Here is a 26,349-nt window from a genome sequence, read left to right as displayed (position 1 = left end):
GCACCATGACCAGCGACGTCCTCGACCGCTTCTCCCCAGCCACCCGCGCGTGGTTCCGGAGCAGCTTCCCCGCGCCCACACCGGCCCAGACCGGGGCGTGGGAGGCGGTGTCGACGGGTCAGCACACGCTCGTCGTGGCGCCCACCGGGTCGGGCAAGACCCTGGCGGCCTTCCTGTGGGCGCTGGACCAGGTGGGGTCGAGCCCGCCGCCGGAGGACCCGTTGCGCCGCTGCCGGGTCTTGTACGTCTCCCCGATGAAGGCGCTGGCCGTCGACGTCGAGCGCAACCTGCGCTCGCCCCTGGTCGGCATCGAGCACGCCGCGCGCAGGCTGGGTGTCCCCCCACCCGCCGTGACGGTGTCGGTGCGCAGCGGGGACACCCCGGCCGCCGATCGCCGGGCCTTCCAACGCCGTCCGAGCGACGTGCTGATCACTACGCCCGAGTCGCTCTTCCTGCTGCTCACGTCCGCCTCGCGCGAGAGCCTGCGCGGGGTCGAGACGGTGATCCTCGACGAGGTCCACGCCGTCGCGGGGACCAAGCGAGGCGCCCACCTCGCCCTGTCCTTGGAGCGCCTGGACGCCCTGCTGGACCGTCCCGCGACGCGCGTCGGCCTGTCCGCCACGGTCCGCCCCGTGGAGGAGGTCGCGCGCTACCTGGCGGGGGGCCGCCCCGTCAGCGTCGTCCAGCCCCCGTCGACCAAGGAGTGGGACCTGCAGGTCGTCGTCCCGGTCCCCGACCTGGCCGAGCTGGGCTCCGCCGCACCGGTCGACCTCGACGGCCCCGGCGACGCGGACCCGCGCCGCGCGGCGTCGGTGTGGCCTCACGTCGAGGAACGCATCGTCGACCTCGTCGCCCAGCAACGCTCGACGCTCGTCTTCGCCAACTCGCGGCGGCTGGCGGAGCGTCTGACCGCGCGCCTCAACGAGCTGTGGGAGGAGCGGCTCGGACCCCCCGAGGACGAGGGCGACGACGGTCGTACGCCGGTGCCCGCCGTCACCGCGCCGGACGGCCTGCCCGCGCCCGCTCGCCTCACCCGCGGGACCCCTGCGCACCTCATGGGTCAGGCCGGGCAGAGCCACGGTGCCGCACCCGTGCTGGCCCGGGCCCACCATGGCTCCGTCAGCAAGGAGCACCGCCAGGAGATCGAGGAGGCCCTCAAGTCCGGCCTGCTGCCGGCCGTGGTCGCCACCAGCTCGCTCGAGCTCGGCATCGACATGGGCGCGGTGGACCTCGTGGTCCAGGTCGAGAGCCCCCCGAGCGTGGCCAGCGGCCTGCAACGCGTCGGCCGCGCCGGGCACCAGGTGGGGGCCGTCTCTCGCGGCGTCTTCTTCCCCAAGTACCGCGCCGACCTGGTCCAGACCGCCGTGGTGATCGACCGCATGCGCGAGGGGGCCATCGAGGCGCTGCGCATCCCCGCCAACCCCGTCGACGTCCTGGCCCAGCAGGTCGTGGCCATGTGCGCGCTCGACGACTGGACCGTGGGGGACGTGGAGCAGCTCGTCCGGCGGGCGGCCCCCTACGCGTCCTTGCCCCGCTCCGTCCTGGAGGCCACCCTCGACATGCTCGCCGGGCGCTACCCGAGCGACGAGTTCGCCGAGCTGCGGCCCAGGATCGTGTGGGATCGCGTCGCCGACACGGTGTCCGGTCGCCCCGGCGCACAACGGCTGGCCGTCACCAGCGGTGGGACGATCCCCGACCGCGGGCTGTATGCCGTGATGCTGGCCACCGGTGACGGTCCCGGCCGGCGGGTGGGCGAGCTCGACGAGGAGATGGTCTACGAGTCGCGGGTGGGCGACGTCTTCACGCTCGGCTCGACGGCCTGGCGCATCGAGGACATCACGCACGACCGGGTGCTCGTCACGCCGGCCCCGGGCCAGCCCGGTCGTCTGCCCTTCTGGAAGGGCGACCAGCTCGGGCGCCCGGCCGAGCTCGGCGCGGCGGTCGGGGCACGGCTTCGCGAGCTCTCACGACTGCCACGGGAGGACGCCGTGCACCGCCTGTCCGACGGCGGGCTGGACGCCTGGGCGGCCGACAACCTGGTCGACTACCTCGCCGAGCAGCGCGAGGCCACGGGCGTGGTGCCCGACGACCGGACCGTGGTGGTCGAGCGCTTCCGCGACGAGATCGGCGACTGGCGGATCGCGATCCACTCCCCCTACGGACAGCAGGTGCACGCTCCCTGGGCGCTGGCCGTCGCGGCCCGCTTCCGCGAGCGGTTCGGCTACGACGTGCAGGCGATGAACGCCGACGACGGCATCATCCTGCGGCTCCCGGACCTCGACACGGCCGTCGACGGGCCTGCGGGCGACGACGGGGAGTCCGGCGACGTGACGGACTGGACCCGCGAGATCGTCGACCTGATCACCCTCGACCCGGACGACGTCCGGGCCCTGGTCACGGCCGAGATCGGCGGCTCGGCCGTCTTCGCCGCCCGGTTCCGCGAGTGCGCCGCGCGCGCCCTGCTGCTGCCGAGGCGCCAGCCCGGTCGGCGTCAGGCCCTGTGGCAGCAGCGGCAGCGGTCCGCGCAGCTGCTCGAGGTGGCCAGCCGCTACCCGTCCTTCCCCATCGTCCTCGAGGCCGTGCGGGAGTGCCTCCAGGACGTCTTCGACGTCCCCGGGCTGATCGACCTGATGGCCCGCGTCCGGTCCAGGGACGTCCGTGTCGTCGAGGTCGAGACGCCGACCCCGTCGCCGTTCGCCAAGAGCCTGCTCTTCGGCTACGTCGCCCAGTACCTCTACGAGGGCGACTCCCCCCTGGCCGAGCGCCGGGCCGCCGCGCTCTCGCTCGACGCCGACCTGCTGTCGGACCTGCTCGGCCAGGACGCCGGCAGCTCACTGCGAGACCTGTTGGACCCCGAGGTCATCACCGCGACCGAGGCCGACCTGCAACGCCTCTCGCCGGCTCGACGGTGCCGGGACGCCGAGGGGGTCGCCGACCTCCTGCGCGTCGTGGGTCCCCTGAGCACTCCCGACGTCGCGCTGCGCTGCGCCGCCGAGGAGGACGCCTACCCGGACGCGGGGCAGGCGGCGACCTGGCTGCAGCAGCTCGAGTCGGCGCGCCGCGTCGTCCGGGTCCGCATCAGCGACGAGGAGCGGTGGGCCGTCGTGGAGGACGCGGGTCGGCTGCGCGACGCCCTCGGGGTGGCCGTGCCGCCCGGCATCGCCGACAGCCTGCTGGACGGCGGCGACGACCCGCTGGGCGGACTCGTGCAGCGATACGCGCGCACCCACGGACCCTTCACCGCCACGGCCGTCGCCGCGACCCTCGGGCTCGGCACGGCGGTCGCATCGCACGCCCTCGCTCGTTTCGTCGGTCGCGGTCAGCTCGTCGAGGGTGAGCTGCTCCCCGAGCAGCTCGGCGGCGGGCAGCACGGCGTCGAGTACTGCGACGTGCAGGTCCTGCGCACCCTGCGGCGACGCTCCCTGGCGGCGCTCCGCGCAGAGGTCGAGCCGGTCCCGGTGACCGACCTGGCGCGGTTCGTGCCGGTCTGGCACGGCATCGGGGATCGCAGCCGGGGCGTCGAGGCCGTGGCGCGCGCCGTGGAGCAGCTGGCCGGGGCGCGCCTGCCCGCCAGCGCCGTCGAGACACTCGTGCTGCCGGCCCGCGTGCCGGACTACTCCCCCGCGATGCTGGACGAGCTGACGGCGACGGGTGAGGTGCTGTGGCAGGGGCACGGGTCCCTGCCCGGGGACGACGGCTGGGTCTCGCTGCACCTGGCGGACACCGCCCACCTCACGCTGGCAGCCCCCGGCCCGGAGGCTAATCTCACGACGGAGCAGCGAGACCTGCTCGACCACCTGCGGCTGGGCGGGGCGCACTTCGTGGCCGGGCTCGCCGCGACGCTCGGACGAGGCACCGACGCCACGGTCGTCGATGACCTGTGGGCACTGGTCTGGGCAGGGCACGTCACCGGCGACACGTTCACGGCCGTGCGAGGCCTGCTCGACGGGGGCCACACGGCGCACAAGCCACGCCGCAGCGGCCCCCGGGCCGGACGCGGCGGTCGACGCGGCACCCTCGGGACGCTGCGTGGGGGCGGTCCCCGCAGCGGCCTGGCCCGGCCCGCCTCGAACGTGCTCATCACCGACCCCCGCGGCCTCGGGCGATGGAGCGTCCTGCCGGCCACCGAGACCGACGCGACCGTCCGCGCGTGGGCGCAGGCCGAGCTGCTCCTCGACCGCTACGGCGTGGTCACCCGCGGCAGCGCGGTCGCCGAGGAGGTCGTGGGCGGCTTCGCGTCCGTCTATCGGGTCCTCGCCGCCGCCGAGGAGGCCGGTCGGGTGCGACGCGGCTACTTCGTGGAGGGCCTCGGCGGTTCCCAGTTCGCGACCGCGGGGGCCGTGGACCGTCTGCGCGCCGGCAGCCGGGTCCTCGACGACACCGCCGGTGGTCAGCAGGGGGCTGGCCTGCCGGCCAGCCCGCTCGCGCACCTCGGCGACGCCTGGTCGGTGAGCGCTCAGCGTCGCGGAGCTCAGCCCGAGCGCCCCGCCCTGGTCCTGGCCGCGACCGATCCGGCCAACGTCTACGGTGCGGCGCTGCCCTGGCCCGAGAGGCCGGACGACGCAGGCAGGCATCGTCCGGCCCGCAAGGCCGGTGCCCTCGTCGTGCTCGTGGACGGGCGCCTGGTCCTCTACGTCGAGCGTGGTGGCAAGACGCTGCTGTCCTTCGGCGAGGACCCCGCCGACCTCGGGGCCGCCGCCAGGGCGCTGGCGGACGTGGTGCACCGCGGCGCGCTGGGCAGGCTCAGCGTCGAGCGCGCGGACGGCGCCGCACTCCTCGGGTCCGATCACCCGCTCGTGCAGGCGCTGGCGGACGCCGGCTTCCACCACACCCCGCGCGGCCTGCGACTGCGCCGTTGACACCGCTGACACCGAAGGAGCTCGGAGGATGACGACGGTCTGGACGATCGGGCACTCGACACGCCCGCTCGAGGAGCTCATCGGGCTGCTGCGCGAGCACGAGATCACCCAGCTCGTCGACATCCGCACGGTGCCGGGCTCGCGACACAACCCGCAGTACTCCCAGGAGGCTCTGCGGACCTCGCTCCCGGAGCACGGTGTCCGCTACGTCTACCTCAAGGAGCTGGGCGGCCTGCGCAAGACCGCGCCGGACTCGATCAACGGTGCCTGGCGCAACACCTCCTTCCGGGGCTACGCCGACTACATGCAGACCCCGGCGTTCCGCGCGGCCGTGGACGAGCTCGTGGACCTGGCCGCCCGGCCTCGGACGGCGATCATGTGCGCCGAGGCCGTGCCCTGGCGGTGCCACCGCTCGCTGGTGGGCGACGCCCTGCTGGTCCGCGGCGTGCGGGTCGTGGACATCGTGGGTCCTCACCAGGCCCGCGAGCACAAGCTCACCGCCTTCGCCCAGGTCGAGGGATCCTCCATCACCTATCCCCCGGAGACCCCCGACTGACCGTGAGCAAGCGGACGCCAGTCGTCCGCAACCGCCGCTACGGTCCCCTCATGGCTATCACTCCAAAGCTTGACCTCGTCGTCCTGGACTGTCCCGACGCGCTCGAGCTGGGCCGCTTCTACGGCGCCCTGCTCGGCTACGAGCTGGAGGAGGGCGCCGACCGTGCGTGGGTCAATCTCGTCCCGCCGGGCGGTGGAGTCTCCAAAGACAACCCGGACGGGCGCGCGACGCTGGCCTTCCAGCGCATCGATGACTACGTCGCGCCCACCTGGCCCGGCGGCGCCCATCCGCAGCAGTTCCACCTGGACCTGAGCGTCCCCGCCATCGATGCTGCAGAGCCACGAATCCTCGAGCTGGGCGGCCGGGTGCACGAGCACCAGCCGTCCGAGGAGGGCAGCTTCCGCGTCTACCTGGACCCGGCCGGCCACCCCTTCTGCCTCGTCCAGGGCTGATCGGTGCAGGAAGCCAGGACTGGATGACGTGTGTACAGTGTCCACATGAGCGCCCCCGCACCGTACGTCATCTTCCCCGGCACCACCCGAGACGCCCTCAGCACCTACCAGCGGATCTTCGGCGGCGAGCTGAGCCTGCACACCCGAGGGGACCTGCGGCGCACCGACGAACCGCTCGACGCCATCGGGCACGGCCAGCTGACCGGCCAGGTCACGGTCTTCGGCGCGGACGGCACCGACGGCCAGCAGACCGTCCGCACGGCCGGGCTGATGCTGGCCCTCCTCGGGGCGGCTGACGCCGACACCTCGCGGCGCTGGTTCGCCGAGCTGAGCGAGGGCGGCACCGTCGTGGACGACCTGCAGGCTCGCCCCTGGGGCGACTGGGACGGGCAGGTCGTCGACCGCTTCGGCCTGCCCTGGCTGATCGGCTTCCAGCCGCAGGCCTGAGCCCCGAAAGACGCCAGGCTCCCGGCATACGGCCGGTCGTGCCAGGATCGGTCCATGCCCGAGGGAGATGCCGTATGGCGCACCGCCCGGCGCCTCCACCGGGCGCTCGCGGGGCGCGTGGTCACCGACTGCGACCTGCGCTGGCCATCGCTGGCCACCGCCGACCTGCGCGGACGCACGACGGTGGAGGTCGTACCGCGCGGCAAGCACATCCTGCACCGGCTCGACGACGGGCTGACCCTCCACTCGCACCTGCGGATGGACGGGTCCTGGCGCACCCACGACCCGGCGAGGCTCACGCTGCGGCAGCTGCGCGACCCGGACGTGCGCGCGGTCGTGGGCTGCGAGACCGCGACGGCCATCGGCACCACGCTCGGGATGATCGACCTCGTCCGGACTGCTGACGAGGGGCGCCTCGTCGGGCACCTCGGCCCGGACCTGCTCGGTCCCGACTGGGACCCGGAGGTGGCCGTCGCCAACCTGCAGCGCCGCCCCGACCGCGAGATCGGCGCCGCGCTCCTGGACCAGCGCAACCTGGCGGGGGTCGGCACGATGTGGGACGCGGAGGTGCTGCACCTGGAGCGCGTGTGGCCATGGACACCCGTCGCCGAGCTCGACGCGGCGCGCCTGCGGTCCATCGTCACGCGGGTCCAGGCGTTGGTCGACGCCAGCAAGGTGCTGCGCCAGTCGACGTCGACCGGTTCGCTCGCTCCGGGTCAGGAGATGCTGGTGCACGGTCGCAGCGGCCTCCCCTGCCGACGCTGCGGCGGCCCGGTGCGGCTCTCGCGGATCGGGGAGGCGCCGCAGGACCGGGCGATGTTCTACTGCCCGGTCTGCCAGGGCGGGCTCGGGCCCGACGACGACGGGCGACGCCAGCGTCCGCTCGGCGAGGGGCGAAGCGGGCCGAGCCGCAACGGCTGAGACGGCAGCTCAGGTGCCGCAGCTCACGCGGCCGAGCGTGCGGAGGTGGAGGCTGGCGCGAGCTCGCGCTCTGCGGACACCGGGAGCGGGACGGGTGCCGACATCCGCTCGGAGGCGGCGACCCGGGTGGACACGTCCCCGAGGACGGTCGACAGGGGCACGTCCAACGCCGCACAGATCGAGGAGATGAGCTCCGAGGACGCTTCCTTCTCGCCACGCTCGACCTCGGACAGGTAGCCGAGGGAGACCTTGGCGGACGCGGACACGTCCCGGAGCGTGCGACCGAGGGTGCGCCGGCGGTCGCGCAGTACCTGGCCCAGCTCACGACGCAGCAGGGTCATCCCTCGCTCCCTTCTCGGCCAGCACGCACGTGCGTGGCCCACGATAGCGCGCCAGCCCCACGGCGGCCCTCCTGCCATGCGGACCACCCCTCGGTCGGCGCAGCCCGGCCCGCGTGTCCCGCCTCCCCCCGATCTCCCCCCTGCAGATCGCGAGGGTCGGCGCCAAGGAGGTCCGACCAAAGGCTCACGATCCGGAGGGAGGGGGCTGTGCGCCCTCTGCACAACGCTGGGATCAGCCCAGACCTTCCAGGGCGCGCGCCAGCACCGCCTGCACGCTCGCCGCCCGGATCGCCGCGCGGTCCCCCGCCAGCGTGAGCCTCCACGCCCGGCAGCCGGACGCGTCCGCCACAGCGACGTAGACCGTCCCGACCGGCTCGCCGTCCGCCGGGTCCGGACCCGCGACGCCGGTCGTCGCGAGACCGACGTCGGCGCGGCACACCCGCCGGGCCCCCTCGGCCAGCTGCCGGGCGACCTCGTCGTTGACCGCGCCGCGGGCCGCCAGCAGGGCAGCCTCGACCCCGAGCACCTCGGCCTTGACGTCATAGGCGTATGCCACGACCCCGCCGCGCACGACCGCACTCGCGCCCGGGACGCTCACCAGGTCAGCCACGACGAGCCCCCCGGTCAGCGACTCGGCGGTCGCCACGGTCAGACCGCGCTCGGCCAGCCGCGCCACCAGGCGGCTCGCCAGGTCGGACCTGTCCGAGCCGTATGCCGTCCCGCCCGCCGTCACGCCCCGCCGCCGGGACGCGCGTCCCGCCGCAACCGGTGCGCTGCGAGGAGGTAGTCGACGCCGGTCACGACGGTGACGACCAGCGCGGTGGCCATGACGAGGGCGCACGCCCAGTGCCACAGGTCGTTGCCGGGCAGGACGTACATGCCGAGGGCGATGGCCTGCAGCATGGTCTTGAGCTTGCCGCCACGACTCGCCGCCATCACGCCGTAACGGATCACGACGAAGCGCAGCAGCGTGATCCCCAGCTCGCGCACGAGGATGACGACCGTCACCCACCACCAGAGGTCGCCGATCAGCGACAGACAGATCAGGCCGGCGCCCATGAGGGCCTTGTCGGCGATCGGGTCGGCGAGCTTGCCGAAGTCGGTGATCAGGCCGCGCGAGCGTGCGAGGTCCCCGTCGATCTTGTCGGTGACCGAGGCGAGGACGAAGACGCCCCAGGCCCACCACCGGTCGCTCGCGTCCAGCCCGCCCTGACGCATGAGCAACCACACGAACACGGGGACGAGCAGGATCCGCAGCATCGTCAGCGCGTTGGCGATGTTCCAATTGCTGACGTGCCGCTGCGGGGCGCGTCCCCCGGGCGTCACGGGTGCGCTCACGACGCGGCCCCCGGCTGCGGCTCAGCGGTCTCGGTCAGGGTCTCGGCCGTCGTCTCCGCGAGCGGCTCGGCCACCAGGTCGACGCCCTCGCTCGCCACGACGGTCGCGCGCACGAGGTCGCCCACGCGAGGCAGGGGCGCGCCGTCGGCATACGAGAGCAGGGTCACGCCGTCGACGTCGGGCCCCTGGAAGGGCGAGCGCCCGACGACCTCGACGGCACCACCCGAACCCCCGACCTCATCCTTAGCCTCAGCCTGCTCGACGGACTCGACCAGCACCTCGACGACCGACCCCACCCGCTCATCGGCCCGCTGGGCCATCAGCTCGTCCACGAGCGCCTGCACGCGGGCCACCCGCTCTGCCACGACGTCCTCGTCGACCTTGTCGGCGTAACCCTCGGCCTCGGTGCCGTCCTCGTCGGAGTAGCCGAAGACGCCCACGACGTCGAGCCGGGCCGCTGCGAGGAAGCGTTCGAGCTCGGCCACGTCGTCGTCGGTCTCGCCGGGAAAGCCCACGATGACGTTGGACCGGATGCCGGCGTCCGGCCGGATCGCCCGGATCTGCTCGACGAGCCTCAGGAAGGCCTCGGTCGACCCGAACCGCCGCATCCGGCGCAGCACCGGCTCGCTCGCGTGCTGGAAGGAGATGTCGAAGTAGGGGACGACGGTCGGCACGCGCAGCAGCGTCTCGATCAGACCCGGACGGATCTCGGCGGGCTGGAGGTAGGACACGCGGATGCGGGGCAGCCCCTCGATCTCGCCGAGCGACTCGACGAGCGACTCGAGCAGCCGCAGGTCGCCGAGGTCCTTGCCGTAGGACGTGGAGTTCTCCGACACGAGGAAGACCTCGCGGACGCCCTGGTCGACGAGCCAGCGCGCCTCGGCCAGCACGTCGGCGGGGCGGCGCGACACGAACGACCCGCGAAAGGCCGGGATCGCGCAGAAGGCGCACCGCCGGTCGCACCCGGAGGCGATCTTGAGGGGGGCCCAGGGGCGCCCGTCGAGCCGGCGGCGCACGACCCGGGGCCCGCTGTCCGGGGCGACGCCGGCCGGCAGGTCGGGCACCTGCGCCACGCCCGCGTCGGGCAGGGCGTCGACAGCGGCCCCGTGCCCCGGCAGCGCCACGCCGGTCGAGGCGGCCTGGCGGTCGGCCGGGGACAGCGGCAGCAGGCGGCGCCGGTCGCCCGGCACATGCGCCTCGGGGGTGCTCCCCGCGAGGATGGCGCGCAGGTGCGAGCTCATGTCGGTGTAGGAGTCGAAGCCCAGCACCGCGTCGGCCTCGGGCAGCTGGTCGGCCAGCTCCTTGCCGTAGCGCTCGGCGAGGCAGCCCACGGCCACGACCTTCTGGGTGCGCCCGTGCTCCTTGAGGTCGGAGGCCTCGAGCAGGGCGTCGATGGAGTCCTTCTTGGCCTGCTCGACAAAGCCGCAGGTGTTGACCACCGCGACGTCGGCGTCGGCCGCGTCGTCGACGAGCCGCCAGCCTCCGTCGGCGAGCCGGCCCGCCAACTCCTCGGAGTCCACCTCGTTGCGGGCACACCCCAGCGTCACGACGGCCACGGTCCTCGGAGCGTGCAGGTCGGTCTCGGGGTCAGCGGTCATGGGACAACCCTAGATGCCACCGGGGCGATCGCCCTCATGCCTGCACCGGCCCCCCGGCCCGACCGTGCGGCCGGGGCCGCCGGAGGCGCGTCAAGAAGGCGTCAAGACCCGTCAACCAGCCGTCAAACGGCCCGGTCGGGCAGGCGCCCGGTGCTGGAGTGGCGCCCGTGATCGAAGACATCCTCGTCGGCCTCGTCGCCGCCTCTCTCGCCGTCTACCTCCTGGTGGCCCTGCTGCGGCCCGAAGGCCGGTGACCCATCGTGGGTGACCTCCTGACCGTCCTGGCGCTCGTCGCGCTGCTGGCGATCGTCCACGTGCCCCTCGGGACCTGGATGGCCCGGGTCTACACGTCGACCCGCCACCTGTGGGTGGAGCGCGTGCTCTACCGCGCCGCGGGCGTCAACCCGGACGGCGAGCAGACCTGGCGCTCCTACGCCCTGTCCGTGATGGGCTTCTCCGTCGCCTCGGTCCTCGGGCTGTGGGCGCTGATCACGGCCCAGCGGTGGCTGCCGCTGCGCGCCGGCCGTGAGGGCATGAGCTGGCACACCGGCCTCAACACCGCGGTGTCCTTCACCACCAACACCAACTGGCAGTCCTATGCCGGGGAGGTCGGCACCGGGCACCTGGTGCAGATGGCCGGCCTGACGGTGCAGAACTTCGTCTCCGCCGCGGTCGGCATGGCCGTCGCCGTCGCGCTCGTGCGCGGCCTGGCCCGCGAGCGCACCTGGCGGCTGGGGAGCCTCTGGGTGGACCTGGTCCGGGGCACGGTGCGGATCCTGCTGCCCATCGCGGTGCTCGGGGCGCTGGTCCTGATCGCGGGCGGCGTGGTGCAGAACCTCGCCAGCCCCACCGAGATCACCACGGTCACGGGGGCGCGCCAGACCGTCCAGGGCGGCCCGGTGGCCTCCCAGGAGGTCATCAAGCTGCTCGGCACCAACGGCGGCGGCTTCTTCAACGCCAACAGCGCCCACCCCTTCGAGAACCCCAACGCGTTCACCAACCTGGTGGAGGCCTTCCTGGTGCTGTGCATCCCCTTCTCGCTGCCGTGGACCTACGGGATGCTGGTCCGGGACCGTCGTCAGGGCCACGTCGTGCTGGTGCTCATGGCCTCGCTGTGGTCGCTCGGCCTGGCCGCGGCCTATGCCGCCGAGCGGGCCGCCGCCACCGGTGCCACCGGCGCCCTGGAGGGCAAGGAGATGCGCTTCGGCCTCATCGGCTCCGTGCTCTTCGGGACCGCGACCACGGGCACCTCCACGGGTGCGGTCAACTCGATGCACGACTCCTACAGCGCCCTCGGCGGCGGGATGCTCATGCTCAACATGATGCTGGGCGAGGTCTCCCCCGGCGGCGTGGGCACCGGGCTCTACTCCGCGCTGATCCTGGCGATCATCACGGTCTTCATCGCCGGCCTGATGGTGGGCCGCACCCCGGAGATCCTCGGCAAGCAGATCGGCCGCCGCGAGATCACCTGCGCGGCGCTCTACGTCATCGCGATGCCGGCCCTGGTGCTCGCGGGCACCGCGATCGCCCTGTCGGTGCCCGTCTCGCGGGACGCGCTGCTCAACGTCGGGCCCCACGGCCTGTCGGAGATGCTCTACGCCTTCACGTCGGCGTCCAACAACAACGGCTCCGCCTTCGCCGGGCTGTCGGCCGACCAGCCGCTGCTCAACCTCATGCTGGCCGCCTGCATGTTCCTCGGCCGCTTCGTCCCGATCGTGCTGGCGCTGGCGCTCGCGGGCTCGCTCGCCGAGCAGCGCCGTCGCCCGGTCACCGACGGCACCATGCCGACCCACACGCCGGTCTTCGCGGGCCTGCTGGTCGCGATCACCATCGTCCTGGCCGGTCTCACCTTCTTCCCCTCCCTCGCCCTCGGACCCCTCGCGGAGGCCCTGTCATGAGCGCCACCACCCACGCCCACCGCGAGCAGAGCCGGCCGCTGTGGAGCACCGCCGCGGCGGCCCTGCCCCAGGCCCTTGCCAAGCTGGACCCGCGGCACGCCGTGCACACCCCGGTCATCTTCGTCGTCTGGGTGAGCGCGGTCGTCACCACGGTCCTGGCCGTGGTGCACCCCTCGGTCTTTTCCGTCAGCGTGGCGCTGTGGCTGTGGGCGACCATCGTCTTCGCCAACCTGGCCGAGGCCGTCGCCGAGGGCCGGGGCAGGGCCCAGGCCGACTCGCTGCGCAAGGCCAAGGTCGAGGCGCGGGCCCGGCGGCTGCGCGCCGACGGCTCCGAGGAGGAGGTCCCCGGCGCGGAGCTGGCGATCGGCGACCTGGTCGTCGTCGAGGCCGGTCAGGTCATCCCCGGCGACGGCGACGTGGTCGAGGGCGTCGCCACGGTCGACGAGTCCGCGATCACCGGCGAGTCCGCCCCCGTGATCCGCGAGTCCGGTGGCGACCGGTGCGCCGTGACCGGTGGCACGACCGTCCTGTCGGACCGGATCGTGGTCAAGATCACGACCAAGCCGGGCGAGAGCTTCATCGACCGGATGATCTCCCTCGTCGAGGGCGCCGCCCGGCAGAAGACGCCCAACGAGATCGCCCTGGACATCCTGCTCACCACGTTGACCCTGATCTTCCTGCTGGCGGTGAGCGCCATCGCCCCGATCGCGGCGTGGAGCGGCGCCCGGCCCAGCCTGATCGTGCTGGTCGCACTGCTGGTGTGCCTCATCCCCACCACGATCGGAGCGCTCCTGTCGGCCATCGGCATCGCCGGCATGGACCGGCTCGTCCAGCGCAACGTCCTGGCCATGTCCGGCCGCGCCGTGGAGGCCGCCGGCGACGTGTCCACGCTGCTGCTGGACAAGACCGGCACCATCACCTTCGGCAACCGTCGCGCGAGCGAGTTCCTGCCGGTGGCGGGCGTGTCGGTGGAGGAACTCACCGAGGCGACATACCTGTCCTCCATCGCCGACGAGACCCCCGAGGGACGCTCGATCATCGACCTGGCCCTGGAGTCGCTCCCGGCGGGCGCGGTGCGCTCCTCGGAGGACCTCGCCCGGGAGGGCGCCGTGGTCGTCCCCTTCACCGCCCAGACCCGCATGTCGGGCGTGGACCTGCCCGACGGCACCGAGGTGCGCAAGGGTGCGGGCGGCGCGGTGGCCGCGTGGGTCAAGGACAACGGCGGCCGCGAGGAGTCCGAGGCGGTCGTCCTCGCCGACGGCATTGCCGCGGCCGGCGGTACCCCGCTGACGGTGGCCGTCCGCCGTCCCGGCCAGCCTCCCGTCGAGCTCGGCGTCGTGCACCTCAAGGACGTCGTCAAGCCCGGTATGGCGGAGCGCTTCGCCCAGCTGCGGGCGATGGGCATCCGCACGGTGATGATCACCGGGGACAACCCGCTCACCGCCCGCGCGATCGCCGAGGAGGCCGGCGTCGACGACTTCCTCGCCGAGGCCACCCCCGAGGACAAGCTCGCCCTGATCCGCAAGGAGCAGGAGGGCGGCCGGCTGGTCGCGATGACTGGCGACGGCACCAACGACGCCCCCGCGCTGGCGCAGGCGGACGTGGGCGTGGCGATGAACACCGGGACGTCGGCGGCCAAGGAGGCCGGCAACATGGTCGACCTGGACTCCGACCCGACCAAGCTGATCGACGTCGTGGGCATCGGCAAGCAGCTGCTGATCACGCGCGGGGCGCTGACGACCTTCTCCATCGCCAACGACGTCGCCAAGTACTTCGCGATCATCCCGGCGATGTTCGTGACCGTCTTCCCCGGCCTGGACCGCCTCAACGTCATGCGGCTCGCCAGCCCCGAGTCGGCGATGCTCTCCGCGGTGATCTTCAACGCGCTGATCATCGTGGCGCTGATCCCGCTGTCCCTCAAGGGCGTCGCCTACCGGCCGCTCAACGCGTCGCAGCTGCTGCGCCGCAACCTGCTGGTCTACGGGGTCGGTGGCGTCGTCGCCCCCTTCATCGGCATCAAGCTCATCGACCTGGTCGTCTCCCACCTCCCCGGACTGGCGTGATCCCCATGACCTTCCTTCGTCACCTGCGCGCCGGCGCCCTCATGCTGCTGGCCCTCACCGTCCTCACCGGATTGCTCTACCCCTTCGCGGTCACCGGGGCGGCCCGGGCCCTGCCCGGGCAGGCTGACGGGTCGCGGGTCACCCACGACGGCCGGGTCGTGGGCTCCTCGCTGCTCGGCCAGGAGGTCGGGCCCGAGTGGTTCGCCGCTCGCCCCTCGGCCACCGACCACGACGGCGCCACCAGCGGCGGCTCCAACCTCGGCATGACCCAGCCCGACCAGCGCGCGGCGGTCGCCGAGCGCCGCGAGGCTCTGACCCGGGCCAACCCGGACGCGACCGGCCCGGTGCCCGCCGACGCGCTCACCATGTCCGGCAGCGGCCTGGACCCGCACATCAGCCCGGCCTACGCGCGCTGGCAGGTCGCCCGGGTCGCCCGGGCCCGCGGGCTGGACGAGGGCCGCGTGCGCGCGCTCGTCGAGCAGCACGTCGAGCACCCCGCCCTGGGCTTCCTCGGCCAGGACCGGGTCAACACGGTCGAGCTCAACCTCGCGCTCGCCGACCTCGCCAAGGGATAAGAATCAGCCCATGCCTCGTGGATCCCTGCGCGTCTACCTCGGTGCCGCACCCGGTGTCGGCAAGACCGTCGCCATGCTCGGCGAGGGGGTGCGCCGCCGGGACCGCGGTACCGACGTGGTGGTGGGGGTGGTCGAGACCCACGACCGCCCCTACACCGCGCACATGGTGGGCGACCTGGAGGTGATCCCCCGCGTCGAGGTGGAGCACCGCGGCAGCCGGATGGCCGAGATGGACGTCGACGCGATTCTGGCGCGCCGCCCCGTGCTGGTCCTCGTCGACGAGCTCGCCCACACCAACGTCCCCGGCAGCCGCCACGAGAAGCGCTGGCAAGACGTCAAGGAGATCCTCGACGCGGGCATCGGCGTGATCACCACGGTCAACATCCAGCACCTGGAGTCGCTCAACGACGCGGTCGCGGGGATCACCGGCGTCCGCCAGCGCGAGACCGTCCCCGACCACGTCGTGCGGGCTGCGGACCAGATCGAGCTGGTCGACATGACCCCCGAGGCGCTGCGCCGCCGGCTCGCACACGGCAACGTCTACAAGCGGGAGAAGGTCGACGCCGCCCTGGCCAACTACTTCCGACCCGGCAACCTCGCCGCCCTGCGCGAGCTGGCCCTGCTCTGGCTGGCGGACCGCGTCGACGAGCGGCTCACCACCTATCGACGGGAGCAGGGCATCCAGGACACCTGGGCCACCCGGGAGCGGGTCCTCGTGGCCCTCACCGGTGGCGACGAGGGCAGCACACTGCTGCGCACCGGCGCGCGGATCGCCTCCCGGGGCGCCGGGGGCGAGCTGCACGCGGTCTACGTCGACCGGGCCGACGGGCTGGGCGGGGCCCCGCTGCCGGCGGTCGCCGAGCAGCGCCGGCTCACCGAGTCCCTCGGCGGGACCTTCCACGTCGTCAGCGGCGAGGACACCGCCGAGGCCATCCTCGAGCTGGCCCGCGCCATCAACGCGACCCAGATCGTCCTCGGCACCAGCCGACGACCGCTGTGGCGCCGGCTGCTCTCCCCGGGCGTCGGGGAGTCGGTGGTGGACGGCTCCGGGGACATCGACGTCCTGATGACCACCCATCACCGCGCCGCCATCCGCCGGGTGGACCTCGGCCCCGGGCTCTCCGCCGGCCGGGTGCGCCTCGGCTGGGTGCTCGCGGTCGTGGCCCCGCTGGTCCTCCTGGGGCTGCTCAGCTTCTTTCCCCTCGCGGGGGGCCTGCCCCTGCAGGTGCTGCTCTACCTGCTCCTCACCGTCGTGGTCGCGGCCGTGGGCGGCCTCTGGCCTGCGCTGGTCGCGGCCGTCTCCTCCTCCCTGCTGATCAACTGGTTCTTCACCCCGCCGGTGCGCACCCTGACCATCTCCGACCCGCAGAGCCTGGCCGCGCTGCTCGTCTTCGTCGCGGTAGCGCTGCTGGTGTCCGCGATCGTGCACACCAGCGTCCGCCGGACCGCCCAGGCCCTGGCGGCTCGGCACGAGTCGGCCGTGCTGGTCGAGCTCTCCCACTCGCTGCTCGGCGCCACCGACCAGCTCGGGCTGCTGCTCGACCGGGCGCGCGACATGTTCCATGCCGAGGGCGCCGCCATCGAGCACCGGGACGGCGAGGGCGAGGACGCCCCCTGGCGCGTCCTCGAGCAGGCCGGCGACCTGGGCGAGGCGGCCGACCGCACCAAGACCGTCGAGCCGGTGGACGAAGACCACCGGCTGGTCCTGGTCGGGCGGCCGGTCGCGGCGCGGGACTCCCGGCTGCTGGCCGCCTTCGCCGCCCACGCCGGGGCGATCCTCACCCGGCGCGCCCTGCGCCGCTCGGCGCGCACCGCGGACGACCTGGCCCGGGACAACCGTGCCCGCACCGCCCTGCTGTCGGCGGTCTCCCACGACCTGCGCACCCCCCTCGCCGGCATCAAGGCGGCCGTCACCGGCCTGCGCTCCACCGACGTGGAGTTCAGCCCCGAGGACGAGGCCGAGCTGCTCGAGGCCATCGAGGACGGCACCGACCGGCTGGACGCGCTGATCGGCAACCTGCTCGACATGTCCCGGATCCAGACCGGCGCCCTGGCCGTGCACCCCCGCGACTGCGCCGTCGGCCCCGTGGTCGCCGGCGCCGTCGCCACCGTCAGCCGCCCCGAGCTGGTCCAGGTCGACGACTGCGAGGCCGAGGCGCACGTCGACCCCGGCTTGCTCGAGCGCGTCCTCGGCAACCTCGTCGAGAACGCCCTGCGGCACGGCGGCGGCTGCCCGGTGACCGTGTCGGCCCGCGCCGACGGCCACCAGGTCGTCCTGCGCGTCGCCGACAGCGGCCCGGGCGCCGACGACGCGACCCGGGAGCGGATGTTCCTGCCCTTCCAGCGCTACAGCGACCAACGGGCCGAGGGCGTCGGCCTGGGGCTGGCGATCGCCCGCGGCCTCACCGAGGCGATGCACGGGACCCTTGAGGCCGACGACACGCCCGGTGGTGGGCTGACGATGGTGGTGACCCTGCCGGCTGCCGGGTCACGGCATACGGTCGAGATCACCGGCGAGGAGGAAGGGGAGGGTGAGGGCATGAGCGACCGCCCGGCGCGGATCCTGGTCGTGGAGGACGACGGCGTCATCGTGCGGACCCTGCGGATCAACCTGCGGGCCCGCGGCTACGAGGTGCTCGTCGCCCACGACGGGCGAACCGCGCTGCAGGTGGCGCACGAGGACCAGCCCGACCTCCTCCTGCTCGACCTAGGCCTGCCCGACCTGGACGGGGTGGAGGTGCTGCGCCGGCTGCGACGCACCTCGGCGGTCCCGGTGATCGTGCTGTCGGCCCGGCGCGAGTCCGACGACAAGGTCGAGGCGCTCGACGAGGGCGCCGACGACTACGTCACCAAGCCCTTCGGGATGGACGAGCTGCTCGCCCGGGTGCGGGTCGCGCTGCGCCGCGCCACCTCCGGCTCCCCCGCCGAGCCCGGGGAGAGCACCCCCGCCCCCGTGCGCACGGCCGACTTCACCCTGGACTTCGCGACCTTCCGCGCCACCCGCGACGGGGTCGACGTGCACCTCACCCCCACCGAGTGGCGCCTGCTCGCCGAGCTGGCCCGGCACCGCGACGTCGTCGTCCCCGGGCGCCAGCTGCTGCAGGCCGTATGGGGGCCCGCCTACGGGCGCGAGTCCAACTACCTGCGGGTCTACGCCAACCAGCTGCGCCGCAAGCTCGAGCCCGACCCGACCCACCCCCGCCACCTGCTCACCGAGCCCGGCATCGGCTACCGGCTCCAGGTGTGACCTGCGCCGCCCGCCCCGGGACCGGGCGCGAGGGGGGCCGCACCTGCCAGGTGCGGCCCCCCTCTAGGCATACGGGTAGGTCAGGAGCCGCCGGAGCGGCCGTGCTGGGTGAGCTCCCAGGCGTCCTCGGACTCCTCGTCCACGCCCTCCTCGTCGACGACGCGGCCGGTGACCATGTCCTCCGAGGCGGACGCGTACCGGTCCGCGGGCGCCGCGGCCTCCTCGACGAGCTGGGGGTTCGCCGCGGGGGCGGGGGCGGCTGGCGGCTCCTCGCCCCGCATCACCGCCAGCGTCGCGGGCAGGTCGTCCGGCTTGATCAGCACGTCGCGGGCCTTGGACCCCTCGGAGGGGCCGACCACGCCACGGGACTCGAGCAGGTCCATGAGACGCCCGGCCTTGGCGAAGCCCACGCGCAGCTTGCGCTGCAGCATCGACGTCGAGCCGAACTGCGTCGTGACCACCAGCTCGGTGGCCTGCAGCAGCAGGTCGAGGTCGTCCCCGATGTCGTCGTCGATCTGCTTCTGGGGCGCGACGACGGCCACGTCCTCGCGGTAGCTCGGCTTGAGCTGGTCGGTGACCCGCTTGACGACCTCGCTGATCTCGGACTCGGTGACCCACGCGCCCTGGACGCGCATCGGCTTGGAGGCCCCCATGGGCAGGAAGAGCGCGTCGCCCTGCCCGATGAGCTTCTCCGCGCCCGGCTGGTCGAGGACCACGCGGGAGTCGGCGAGCGAGGAGGTCGCGAACGCCATGCGGCTCGGCACGTTGGCCTTGATCAGACCCGTGACGACGTCGACCGAGGGACGCTGGGTGGCGAGCACCAGGTGGATGCCAGCGGCGCGCGCGAGCTGGGTGATGCGCACGATCGACTCCTCGACGTCCCGCGGGGCGACCATCATCAGGTCGGCCAGCTCGTCCACGATCACCAGCAGGTAGGGATAGGGGTGGATCTCCCGCTCGGAGCCCGGCACAGGCTTGACCTGGCCCGCGCGGACGGCCTTGTTGAAGTCGTCGACGTGCTTGAACCCGAAGTTGGCCAGGTCGTCGTAGCGCTGGTCCATCTCGCGCACGACCCACTGCAGCGCCTCGGCGGCCTTCTTGGGGTTGGTGATGATCGGGGTGATCAGGTGGGGGATGCCGTCGTATGCCGTCAGCTCCACCCGCTTGGGGTCCACCAGGATCATCCGGACCTCGTCGGGGGTCGACCGCATGAGGATGGAGGTGATCAGCGAGTTCACGAAGCTCGACTTGCCGGCGCCGGTGGCCCCCGCCACGAGCATGTGCGGCATCTTGGCGAGGTTGGCGATGACGTAGCCGCCCTCCACGTCCTTGCCGACACCCATCACCATGGGGTGCGCGTTGTTGCGGGCGACCTGGGAGCGCAGGACGTCACCGAGGCAGACGTTCTCGCGGTCGGTGTTGGGGATCTCGACGCCGATCGCGGACTTGCCGGGGATGGGCGACAGGATGCGCACGTCGGCGCTGGCCACGGCGTAGGCGATGTTCTTGGACAGCGCGGTGATGCGCTCGACCTTGACACCCGGTCCCAGCTCCACGACGTACCGCGTCACCGTCGGGCCGCGGGTGAACCCGGTGACCTGGGCGTCGATGTCGAACTGGTCCAGGACGCCGGTGAGGGCCTCGACCACGCGGTCGTTGGCGGCGCTGCGCTCCTTGTGGGGCGGTCCGGGCTTGAGGATCGAGTCCTCGGGCAGGTGATAGGTGATGTCCCCGGCCAGGGCCAGCTGCTCGACCCGCTGCGGCAGCGGCTCGGTCGGGGGAGCCTCCAGCTGCGGCTTGCTGGGCATCGCCGCCGGGGCGGGGGCAGGCGCGGACCCGGCCGCGGCACGAGCAGCGTCCGGCCGGCCGTCGGGTCCGTCGGTGCCGTCCGGGGTGGGCGCGTGGCCCTGGGCGGCGGCGTTGTCCCGGGCGCGGCGCAGGGCCTCGGCCTCTGCGCCGACCGGACGCTTCTGACCGGGGCGCAGTCCGGCACGGGAGGGACGGCCGGTCGGCTCGACCACCGCGGCCTGCTCGTAGGCCTCGTCGCCGGCGCGCTCGTCCAGGTCGGCGTCGGCGCGGTCCCGGCGTCGTCGGGTGGCGCCACCGGCGCGCTGCGTCATCAGGTCCTGGCCGTGGCCGGGCGACCCGTCAGCGTCCCTCTCGCCGCCATCGCCGTGGAAGAGCCGCAGGTAGGCGTCCCGGAGCCGCGGGCCCACCTGGTGGACCGGCGTCGCCGTCACGACGAGCAGGCCGAAGATCCCGAGCAGCACGAGGATGGGCACGGCGCCGTAGACGCTGACGGCCGCCGTGAGCGGGCTGGAGGCGAGGAACCCGATGATGCCGCCTGCCGCCTGCATGTCCTCGGCGGTGCCGCTCGGGGTCGGCACGCCCTTGGCGACGTGCACGATCCCGCACGTCGCCAGCAGCAGCGCGCAGGTCCCGATGGCGATGCGGTTGGTGCCGTGGCCGTCGTCCGGGGCGCGCAGCACGCGCAGCCCGAGGCCGAGCAGCACCAGCGGGAGGACGAGGGCGACGCACCCGATCGTGCCGGCGACGACCGTGTGGACGATCGCGCCGGGCCAGCCGGGCATGTTCCACCACTCGCGGGCGGCGACCACGATGGCGAGCGCCACGAGGGCGAAGCCCACCCCGTCGCGGCGGTGCTCCGGCTCCAGGTCTGCGGCTCCGTGTCCCACGCTCCGCACCCCTCCCCCGACGACATGGGCGAGCCCCATCCAGGTCCCCCGCAGGGCCCGCACGGGCAGGGGCAGGCCACCGTCACGCGTGCGGCCCGGGGCAGGCTTGCGGGTCGCCCCGCCCTTGCTCGAGCCGGGGCGCGTCGATCCGCCACGACTGGTCGAGGAGGAGCGTGTGGAGCTGGTGGAGCCACGGGTCGCCATGTTCCGCAGGCTACGGGACCGGCCCTCGCACCCCTCGCGGCACACGCGCGCCGGTGACCACACTGTGACCCGTGCCCGGCACACCCAGCACGTCCACCCAGCCCGTCCACCCAGCTCGCCCACCGCGCCGCCCCCACGACCCGGCGCCGACACGCCGACCACGGCATCTGCGAGGATCGGTGCGTTCCGGCATGATCGCTGAGGGCGTGCCCATCGCGCGCCGCACGGGGGCCGTGCTGCACGACGATGACATCGACGTGACGCACGGGCACGACGAAGGACCACGAGCACTGATGAAGATCGCTCACGTCACCGACTTCTACCTCCCCCGCCTCGGCGGGATCGAGATGCAGGTCGCAGAGCTCACCGGCCGCCAGCGCGCGGCCGGTCACGAGGTCGTGGTCGTCACCAGCTCGCCGAGCACCCGTGACGCCCCCGACGACAGCGATCCCTACGCCCCGAGCCACACCAGCGCCGGGGTGCCGTTCGGACCCGACGCGGTCGTCCGTCTCACCGACGGCTACCGGGTCCAGCACGCCATCCACCCCGCCGCGTGGCGCGACGGCTGTCGTGAGGTGCGTGAGGGCGGCTACGACCTCGTCCACTGCCACGTGGGCGTCGGCTCGCCGCTCGGCTTCTTCGTCGCCCGCGCGGCCGCCCGCGCCGGCATCCCGACCGTGGTGACCGTCCACTCGCTGTGGGCCTGGGCCATCGGGATCTTTCGTCTGTGCAACCTCGTCTGGGGCTGGACCAAGCTCCCGATCACCTGGACCGCGGTCAGCGACACCGCGGCCCGTCACGTCCGGCGGGTCCTGCCCGACGGCGCCCGGGTGCACGTCATCCCCAACGGCGTGGACCCCGCCCGGTGGACCCGCCGGGGCGGCTACCCCGATCGTGAGGGCGAGCTGACCGTGGCGGCCGTGATGCGGCTCAGCGCCCGCAAGCGGCCGATGCCGCTCCTGCGGATGCTGCGCGACGCCCAGGACCGCCTGGGGTCGACCGCCACGATCCGGCTGCAGGTCGCCGGCTGCGGGCCACGCCAGCGAGCCATGGACCGCTACCTGCGCCGCCACGGCCTCGCCGACCAGGTCACGCTGCACGGCCGCCTGGACCGCGACCACGTCCGGCTCATGCTGGAGTCCAGTGACGCCTTCATCGCGCCGGCCAACCTCGAGTCCTTCGGCCTGGCCGCGCTGGAGGCTCGGTGCGCGGGCCTGCCCATCGTCGCCAAGGCCTCGGGCGGTCTGCCGGAGTTCATCCGGCACGAGCGCGAGGGCCTCATCTGCGAGACGGACGGCGACATGACCCACGCCCTCGAGCGCCTGGCCCGGGACCGCCCGTTGCTGCGGCGGATCCAGCACCACAACCGCACGCAGGACTGCGCCGTCATCTGGCCGCACACCCTGACCCTCCTGGCGGACGTCTACGAGACGGCCGGGGCCGGGGACGTCTCCCTCCTGCCCGAGATCGACCTGTCGCCCCTGCAGGGTGACGAGGCTGTCCGACCCCACCCGCGGGGACGGACCGAGCGGTGACCTCGGTCCTGCTGCTGTCCCTGGCGGCCACCGCCGTCTTTGCCATGAGCTCGGTGCTCAAGCACCGGTCGGCGGGGAGCATGCCCGAGATCTCGGGCAGCGGCCTCGTGCGGGTGCGCAGGTTCGTCCAGGCGATGATCTCCCAACCCCTCTGGCTCGCCGGGCTGGTGTGCGACGCCGGCGGCATCGTCCTGCAGGTGCTGGCCCTGCGCGAGGGCGCGATCTCCGTGGTCCAGCCCATGCTGACCCTCGCCCTGGTGTTCTCCTTGGTGCTGAACGCCTGGTTCCTCAAGCAGCGGCCGTCCGGCCGGGAGGTCGCCCTGGCGCTCACGCTGGTCGCCGGTCTCGTGCTGTTCCTGTGGGCGTCCGGGGCAACCGGTCCCCACGGGCCTGAGGCCAAGGGCGCACGCAACCCGGCCATCTGGGTGGGCGTCGGCACCGCCGTGCTGGTGGTCGCGTGCGTGGCGGTGGCTCGTCGCGTGGGACCACGCCGCAAGGCCGCGCTGCTCGGCACGTCGGTCGCGGCCCTCTATGCCTGCACGGCCGCCCTGATCAAGACCTGCACCCGGATCCTCGAGCACGGCATCCCGGACCTCCTGCTGTCCTGGCAGCTCTACACCCTGCTTGTGGCCGGCGGCCTGGCCCTGGTCCTCAACCAGATGGCCTTCCAGGCCGGTCCGCTGTCCTCCAGCCTTCCGGTCATCGCCAGCCTGGACCCGTTGTTCTCGCTGCTCATCGGCGGTCTCGTCTACGGCGAGCGCTTGCACTCCACCCCCAAGGACCTGGTCCTGGAGGGGCTCGGGCTGGTCGTGCTGCTGGCCTCGGTGTTCGCCCTCAGCCTCCTGTCGGCGCGTCACCAGCAGGACGACGGCGCGGCGGGCGGGTCGGCCGACGAGAGACAGGTCCTCGTCTGACGCGGACCTGCCACGCAGGTCATCCCACCCTGAGCCGCGCCCAGACCGCACGGTGATCGGTGTCCGGGATCGCCGCGACCCCGCTGTCGACCACCCGGAGGTTGCGCACCAGCACGTGGTCGATCTGGGCGAAGGGCGGGTACCACCGGCCCTGCGGCCACGTCGGCTCCCAGCCCTTGCCGGCCGCCCGCGCCGCGTCGGTGAGCGGCGCGACGGCCTGGCGCAGCGGCGGGTGGCTGTAGGTCGCGTTGAGGTCGCCGGCCACGAGCACCGGCTGCTTCGGGTCGAGCCGGGTGACCCGGGCGATCCACGACCCGAGGTCCCCCAGGTCGCTGCCCCAGCGCTCCGGGCTCGTGGGCGCGGCCGGGTGCACCCCTCGCAGCAGGACCTCTCCCCTGCTCGTGCTCAGCAGACCGTATGGCGTCCCGGCGCGGGGGTCGTAGGACGGCGTCACGGCCCGGAGGGGGTCACGGGTCCGCACCACCAGCCCGCTCGCGCGCGGCCCCGGGCGACCCATGGAGTGCGGGTAACGGCCCGACAGGCCGGCCTCGTCCAGGCGCGCCAGCGCGCCCGGCGTCACCTCGACGAGGACCACGACGTCGGCATCGACGCGATCCGCCGTCTCGATCACGCGACGAGCCTGCGCGCGGCCGTACTGCAGGTTGGTCGAGAGGACGACCAGGTCGTCGGGGCGGGGTGGGACCGTGTCGGGCAGGACGGTGGGGGCGGCCAGCCCGGCATACGCGAGGGCCGGGAGCAGGGCCACCGCCAGCGGGCCCCAGGCCCGCGCCAGCAGCAGCGCCACCACGCCGAGGCCCACGAGGACCCCGCCCATCGGTGACAGGGCCTGCAGCGCGAGGAAGCCGGTGCGCTCCGGCACCACGGCCCACCGCAGCGCCAGCAGGCCGGTCCCCAGCAGCGCCAGCGAGGCCCCGGCGACCAGGAGCGCCCTCGAGGAGGGTGACCAGGCCGTCGTCGAGGGCCTCGCGCGGGTCGCCCCGGCCGTCATGCGTCGATGACGACCGGGATGATCATCGGACGGCGCCGCAGCTTCGTGCCGACCCAGGAGCCGAGGGTGCGCCGCACGACCTGCTGGAGGGCATAGGTGTCGGTGGTGCCCTTGGCCATGGCCTCGACCACGGCGCGCTCGACCTGGGGCCGGACCCGGTCGAAGACCTCCTGGTCCTCGGCCACGCCGCGGGAGGTGATCTCGGGCTCGCTGACCACCTCGCCGGTGGAGGTGTCCACGACGACGATGGCGGTGACGAAGCCCTCGTCCCGCAGGATCCTGCGGTCACGCAGCAGCTCGTCGCTCGTCTCCCCACCGAGGGCGGACCCGTCGACGTAGACGTAGCCGCAGGGCACCTCGCCCACGATGCTGGCGACCCCGTCCACCAGGTCCACGACGGTGCCGTCCTGACAGAGCAGCACCCGCTCCGCCGGCACGCCCGTCGCCTCGGCCAGCCGCCCGTTGGCCACGAGGTGGCGCCACTCGCCGTGCACCGGCATGACGTTGCGGGGCCTGACGATGTTGTAGCAGTAGAGCAGCTCGCCGGCGCTGGCGTGGCCGCTGACGTGCACCTTGGCGTTGCCCTTGTGGACGACGTCGGCGCCGAGACGCATCAGCCCGTTGATCACGCGGTAGACGGCGTTCTCGTTGCCGGGGATCAGCGAGGACGCGAGCAGCACCGTGTCGCCGGGCCCGACCTCGATGCGGTGGTCGCGGTTCGCCATACGGCTCAGCGCGGCCATCGGCTCGCCCTGCGAGCCGGTGCACACGAGGACCAGCTGGTCGTCGCGCAGCGAACCGACCTTCTTGATGTCGATGAGCACGCCGGCCGGCACGTGCAGGTAGCCGAGCTCGGCCGCAATCGTCATGTTGCGCACCATCGAGCGACCCACCAGGGCCACCCGCCGGCCCGCCTTGTGGGCGGCGTCGAGCACCTGCTGGACGCGGTGCACGTGCGAGGAGAAGCAGGCCACGATGATCCGGCCCGTGGTGTGCCGAAAGACCTTGTCGATGGCGGGCGCGATCTCCCGCTCCGGCGTCGTGAACCCCGGCACCTCTGCGTTGGTGGAGTCGGTGAGGAACAGGTCGACGCCCTCCTCCCCCAGGCGGGCGAAGGCGCGCAGGTCGGTGAGCCGGCGGTCCAGCGGCAGCTGGTCCATCTTGAAGTCACCGGTGTGCAGGAGGGTCCCCGCGGCGGTGCGCACACAGACGGCGAGCGCGTCCGGGATCGAGTGGTTGACGGCCACGAACTCCAGGTCGAAGACGCCGGCCTGCTCGCGCTGGCCCTCGCGGACCCCCAGCGTGTAGGGGGTGATCCGGTGCTCCTTGAGCTTGGCCTCGACCAGGGCCAGGGTCAGCTGGGAGCCGATGAGGGGGATGTCGGGCTTGCGCTTGAGCAGGTAGGGCAACGCGCCGATGTGGTCCTCGTGCCCGTGCGTGAGGACGACGGCGTCGACGTCGTCCAGGCGCCCCTCGAGGTAGTCGAAGTCCGGGAGGATCAGGTCGATGCCGGGGTGGTGCTCCTCGGGGAAGAGCACGCCGCAGTCGATGATCAGCAGCCGGCCGCGGTGCTCGAGCACCGTCATGTTGCGGCCGACCTCGCCGAGGCCGCCGAGCGCGACGACCCGCAGGCCGTCCTTCGCCAGCGCGGGCGGGGTGGTGGGGACCTCGGTCACGAGGCCGGGTGCAGCGGAAG

Annotated in this window: 19 protein-coding genes; 12 read left to right on the top strand and 7 right to left on the bottom strand. The window is 73.4% G+C overall.

The window, feature by feature from the left end; all coding sequences use genetic code 11:
- The first annotated feature begins 5 nt into the window (after positions 1-5).
- From ACF3NS_RS10080 to ACF3NS_RS10060, 5 genes are read left to right on the top strand one after another with little or no spacing between them, the layout of a single operon-like run.
- Positions 6-4,859, top strand: coding sequence for an ATP-dependent helicase (locus ACF3NS_RS10080; RefSeq protein ID WP_392465855.1), 4,854 nt, complete (start codon positions 6-8; stop codon positions 4,857-4,859).
- A 28-nt stretch (positions 4,860-4,887) separates the two neighbouring features.
- Entirely contained in the window at positions 4,888-5,415 is a 528-nt protein-coding gene (locus ACF3NS_RS10075) for a DUF488 family protein (protein ID WP_392465854.1), read from the top strand.
- 50 nt (positions 5,416-5,465) lie between these two features.
- Complete coding sequence (locus ACF3NS_RS10070; RefSeq protein WP_288799284.1) at positions 5,466-5,867, top strand: VOC family protein; 402 nt, start codon at positions 5,466-5,468, stop codon at positions 5,865-5,867.
- A 45-nt stretch (positions 5,868-5,912) separates the two neighbouring features.
- Complete coding sequence (locus ACF3NS_RS10065) at positions 5,913-6,314, top strand: VOC family protein (protein ID WP_288799283.1); 402 nt, start codon at positions 5,913-5,915, stop codon at positions 6,312-6,314.
- A gap of 54 nt (positions 6,315-6,368) precedes the next feature.
- Positions 6,369-7,235: a DNA-formamidopyrimidine glycosylase family protein gene (locus ACF3NS_RS10060; protein ID WP_392465853.1), complete on the top strand. Its 867-nt coding sequence runs from the start codon at positions 6,369-6,371 to the stop codon at positions 7,233-7,235.
- Between the two features lie 23 nt (positions 7,236-7,258).
- On the opposite strand, the gene ACF3NS_RS10055 is transcribed toward ACF3NS_RS10060, so the two are convergent.
- The 4 genes from ACF3NS_RS10055 to rimO form a co-directional block, all read right to left on the bottom strand.
- Positions 7,259-7,576, bottom strand: a complete 318-nt coding sequence (locus ACF3NS_RS10055) for a helix-turn-helix domain-containing protein (protein ID WP_154593360.1) — start codon at positions 7,574-7,576, stop codon at positions 7,259-7,261.
- A 232-nt stretch (positions 7,577-7,808) separates the two neighbouring features.
- Positions 7,809-8,309 carry a CinA family protein gene (locus tag ACF3NS_RS10050; RefSeq protein WP_392465851.1) on the bottom strand — a complete coding sequence of 167 codons (501 nt, stop codon included), beginning with the start codon at positions 8,307-8,309 and terminating at the stop codon, positions 7,809-7,811.
- Positions 8,306-8,914: a CDP-diacylglycerol--glycerol-3-phosphate 3-phosphatidyltransferase gene (gene pgsA / locus ACF3NS_RS10045; RefSeq protein ID WP_392465849.1), complete on the bottom strand. Its 609-nt coding sequence runs from the start codon at positions 8,912-8,914 to the stop codon at positions 8,306-8,308. Before pgsA ends, ACF3NS_RS10050 begins: the two co-directional genes overlap by 4 nt.
- On the bottom strand, positions 8,911-10,512 hold the full coding sequence (gene rimO, locus ACF3NS_RS10040) for a 30S ribosomal protein S12 methylthiotransferase RimO (RefSeq protein ID WP_392465847.1): 1,602 nt from the start codon (positions 10,510-10,512) through the stop codon (positions 8,911-8,913). Before rimO ends, pgsA begins: the two co-directional genes overlap by 4 nt.
- A gap of 158 nt (positions 10,513-10,670) precedes the next feature.
- On the opposite strand from rimO, the gene ACF3NS_RS10035 reads away from it, so the two are divergent.
- Genes ACF3NS_RS10035 through ACF3NS_RS10015 form a run of 5 tightly spaced genes read left to right on the top strand, consistent with a single transcriptional unit; the run spans position 10,671 to position 18,295 of the window.
- Positions 10,671-10,766, top strand: a complete 96-nt coding sequence (locus tag ACF3NS_RS10035) for a potassium-transporting ATPase subunit F (RefSeq protein WP_154593361.1) — start codon at positions 10,671-10,673, stop codon at positions 10,764-10,766.
- Positions 10,767-10,772: 6 nt separating this feature from the next.
- The gene (kdpA, locus tag ACF3NS_RS10030) at positions 10,773-12,410 is read left to right on the top strand and encodes a potassium-transporting ATPase subunit KdpA (RefSeq protein ID WP_288798009.1); all 1,638 of its coding nucleotides are present in this window, start codon (positions 10,773-10,775) and stop codon (positions 12,408-12,410) included.
- Positions 12,407-14,473: a potassium-transporting ATPase subunit KdpB gene (kdpB, locus tag ACF3NS_RS10025; protein ID WP_288798008.1), complete on the top strand. Its 2,067-nt coding sequence runs from the start codon at positions 12,407-12,409 to the stop codon at positions 14,471-14,473. The genes kdpA and kdpB overlap by 4 nt, the downstream gene beginning before the upstream one ends.
- A 5-nt stretch (positions 14,474-14,478) precedes the next feature.
- Positions 14,479-15,048, top strand: a complete 570-nt coding sequence (gene kdpC / locus ACF3NS_RS10020) for a potassium-transporting ATPase subunit KdpC (RefSeq protein WP_392465844.1) — start codon at positions 14,479-14,481, stop codon at positions 15,046-15,048.
- 10 nt (positions 15,049-15,058) lie between these two features.
- Complete coding sequence (locus ACF3NS_RS10015; protein WP_392465843.1) at positions 15,059-18,295, top strand: response regulator; 3,237 nt, start codon at positions 15,059-15,061, stop codon at positions 18,293-18,295.
- Positions 18,296-18,375: 80 nt separating this feature from the next.
- Here the strand turns inward: ACF3NS_RS10015 and ACF3NS_RS10010 are convergent, their stop codons facing one another.
- Positions 18,376-21,195, bottom strand: coding sequence for a DNA translocase FtsK (locus tag ACF3NS_RS10010; RefSeq protein ID WP_392465841.1), 2,820 nt, complete (start codon positions 21,193-21,195; stop codon positions 18,376-18,378).
- Positions 21,196-21,386: 191 nt separating this feature from the next.
- Between ACF3NS_RS10010 and ACF3NS_RS10005 the strand changes: the two genes are divergently transcribed.
- Positions 21,387-22,730 carry a glycosyltransferase family 4 protein gene (locus tag ACF3NS_RS10005; protein ID WP_392465838.1) on the top strand — a complete coding sequence of 448 codons (1,344 nt, stop codon included), beginning with the start codon at positions 21,387-21,389 and terminating at the stop codon, positions 22,728-22,730.
- Positions 22,727-23,644 (top strand): DMT family transporter, encoded by a 918-nt coding sequence (locus ACF3NS_RS10000; RefSeq protein WP_154593368.1) that lies wholly within the window; start codon positions 22,727-22,729, stop codon positions 23,642-23,644. Before ACF3NS_RS10005 ends, ACF3NS_RS10000 begins: the two co-directional genes overlap by 4 nt.
- A 19-nt stretch (positions 23,645-23,663) precedes the next feature.
- On the opposite strand, the gene ACF3NS_RS09995 is transcribed toward ACF3NS_RS10000, so the two are convergent.
- The gene (locus ACF3NS_RS09995) at positions 23,664-24,653 is read right to left on the bottom strand and encodes an endonuclease/exonuclease/phosphatase family protein (protein ID WP_154593369.1); all 990 of its coding nucleotides are present in this window, start codon (positions 24,651-24,653) and stop codon (positions 23,664-23,666) included.
- The gene (locus tag ACF3NS_RS09990) at positions 24,650-26,329 is read right to left on the bottom strand and encodes a ribonuclease J (protein ID WP_311966541.1); all 1,680 of its coding nucleotides are present in this window, start codon (positions 26,327-26,329) and stop codon (positions 24,650-24,652) included. Before ACF3NS_RS09990 ends, ACF3NS_RS09995 begins: the two co-directional genes overlap by 4 nt.
- Positions 26,330-26,349: the final 20 nt, after the last annotated feature.

Source organism: Arsenicicoccus cauae (genome assembly GCF_043162025.1).
GTDB lineage: Bacteria > Actinomycetota > Actinomycetes > Actinomycetales > Dermatophilaceae > Arsenicicoccus > Arsenicicoccus cauae.
Note: the sequence above shows the minus strand (reverse complement) of the source record. Positions and strands in the feature narration are given on the sequence as shown.

Bases quoted from the DNA above. Each gene is read 5' to 3' on its own strand.
- kdpB (WP_288798008.1), top strand. From the start codon at position 12,407: ATGAGCGCCACCACCCACGCCCACCGCGAGCAGAGCCGGCCGCTGTGG.
- ACF3NS_RS10005 (WP_392465838.1), top strand. From the start codon at position 21,387: ATGATCGCTGAGGGCGTGCCCATCGCGCGCCGCACGGGGGCCGTGCTG.
- kdpC (WP_392465844.1), top strand. From the start codon at position 14,479: ATGACCTTCCTTCGTCACCTGCGCGCCGGCGCCCTCATGCTGCTGGCC.
- ACF3NS_RS10075 (WP_392465854.1), top strand. From the start codon at position 4,888: ATGACGACGGTCTGGACGATCGGGCACTCGACACGCCCGCTCGAGGAG.
- ACF3NS_RS10080 (WP_392465855.1), top strand. From the start codon at position 6: ATGACCAGCGACGTCCTCGACCGCTTCTCCCCAGCCACCCGCGCGTGG.
- ACF3NS_RS09995 (WP_154593369.1), bottom strand. From the start codon at position 24,653: ATGACGGCCGGGGCGACCCGCGCGAGGCCCTCGACGACGGCCTGGTCA.
- ACF3NS_RS10055 (WP_154593360.1), bottom strand. From the start codon at position 7,576: ATGACCCTGCTGCGTCGTGAGCTGGGCCAGGTACTGCGCGACCGCCGG.
- ACF3NS_RS10015 (WP_392465843.1), top strand. From the start codon at position 15,059: ATGCCTCGTGGATCCCTGCGCGTCTACCTCGGTGCCGCACCCGGTGTC.
- ACF3NS_RS10070 (WP_288799284.1), top strand. From the start codon at position 5,466: ATGGCTATCACTCCAAAGCTTGACCTCGTCGTCCTGGACTGTCCCGAC.
- rimO (WP_392465847.1), bottom strand. From the start codon at position 10,512: ATGACCGCTGACCCCGAGACCGACCTGCACGCTCCGAGGACCGTGGCC.
- ACF3NS_RS10065 (WP_288799283.1), top strand. From the start codon at position 5,913: ATGAGCGCCCCCGCACCGTACGTCATCTTCCCCGGCACCACCCGAGAC.
- ACF3NS_RS10060 (WP_392465853.1), top strand. From the start codon at position 6,369: ATGCCCGAGGGAGATGCCGTATGGCGCACCGCCCGGCGCCTCCACCGG.
- ACF3NS_RS10010 (WP_392465841.1), bottom strand. From the start codon at position 21,195: ATGGCGACCCGTGGCTCCACCAGCTCCACACGCTCCTCCTCGACCAGT.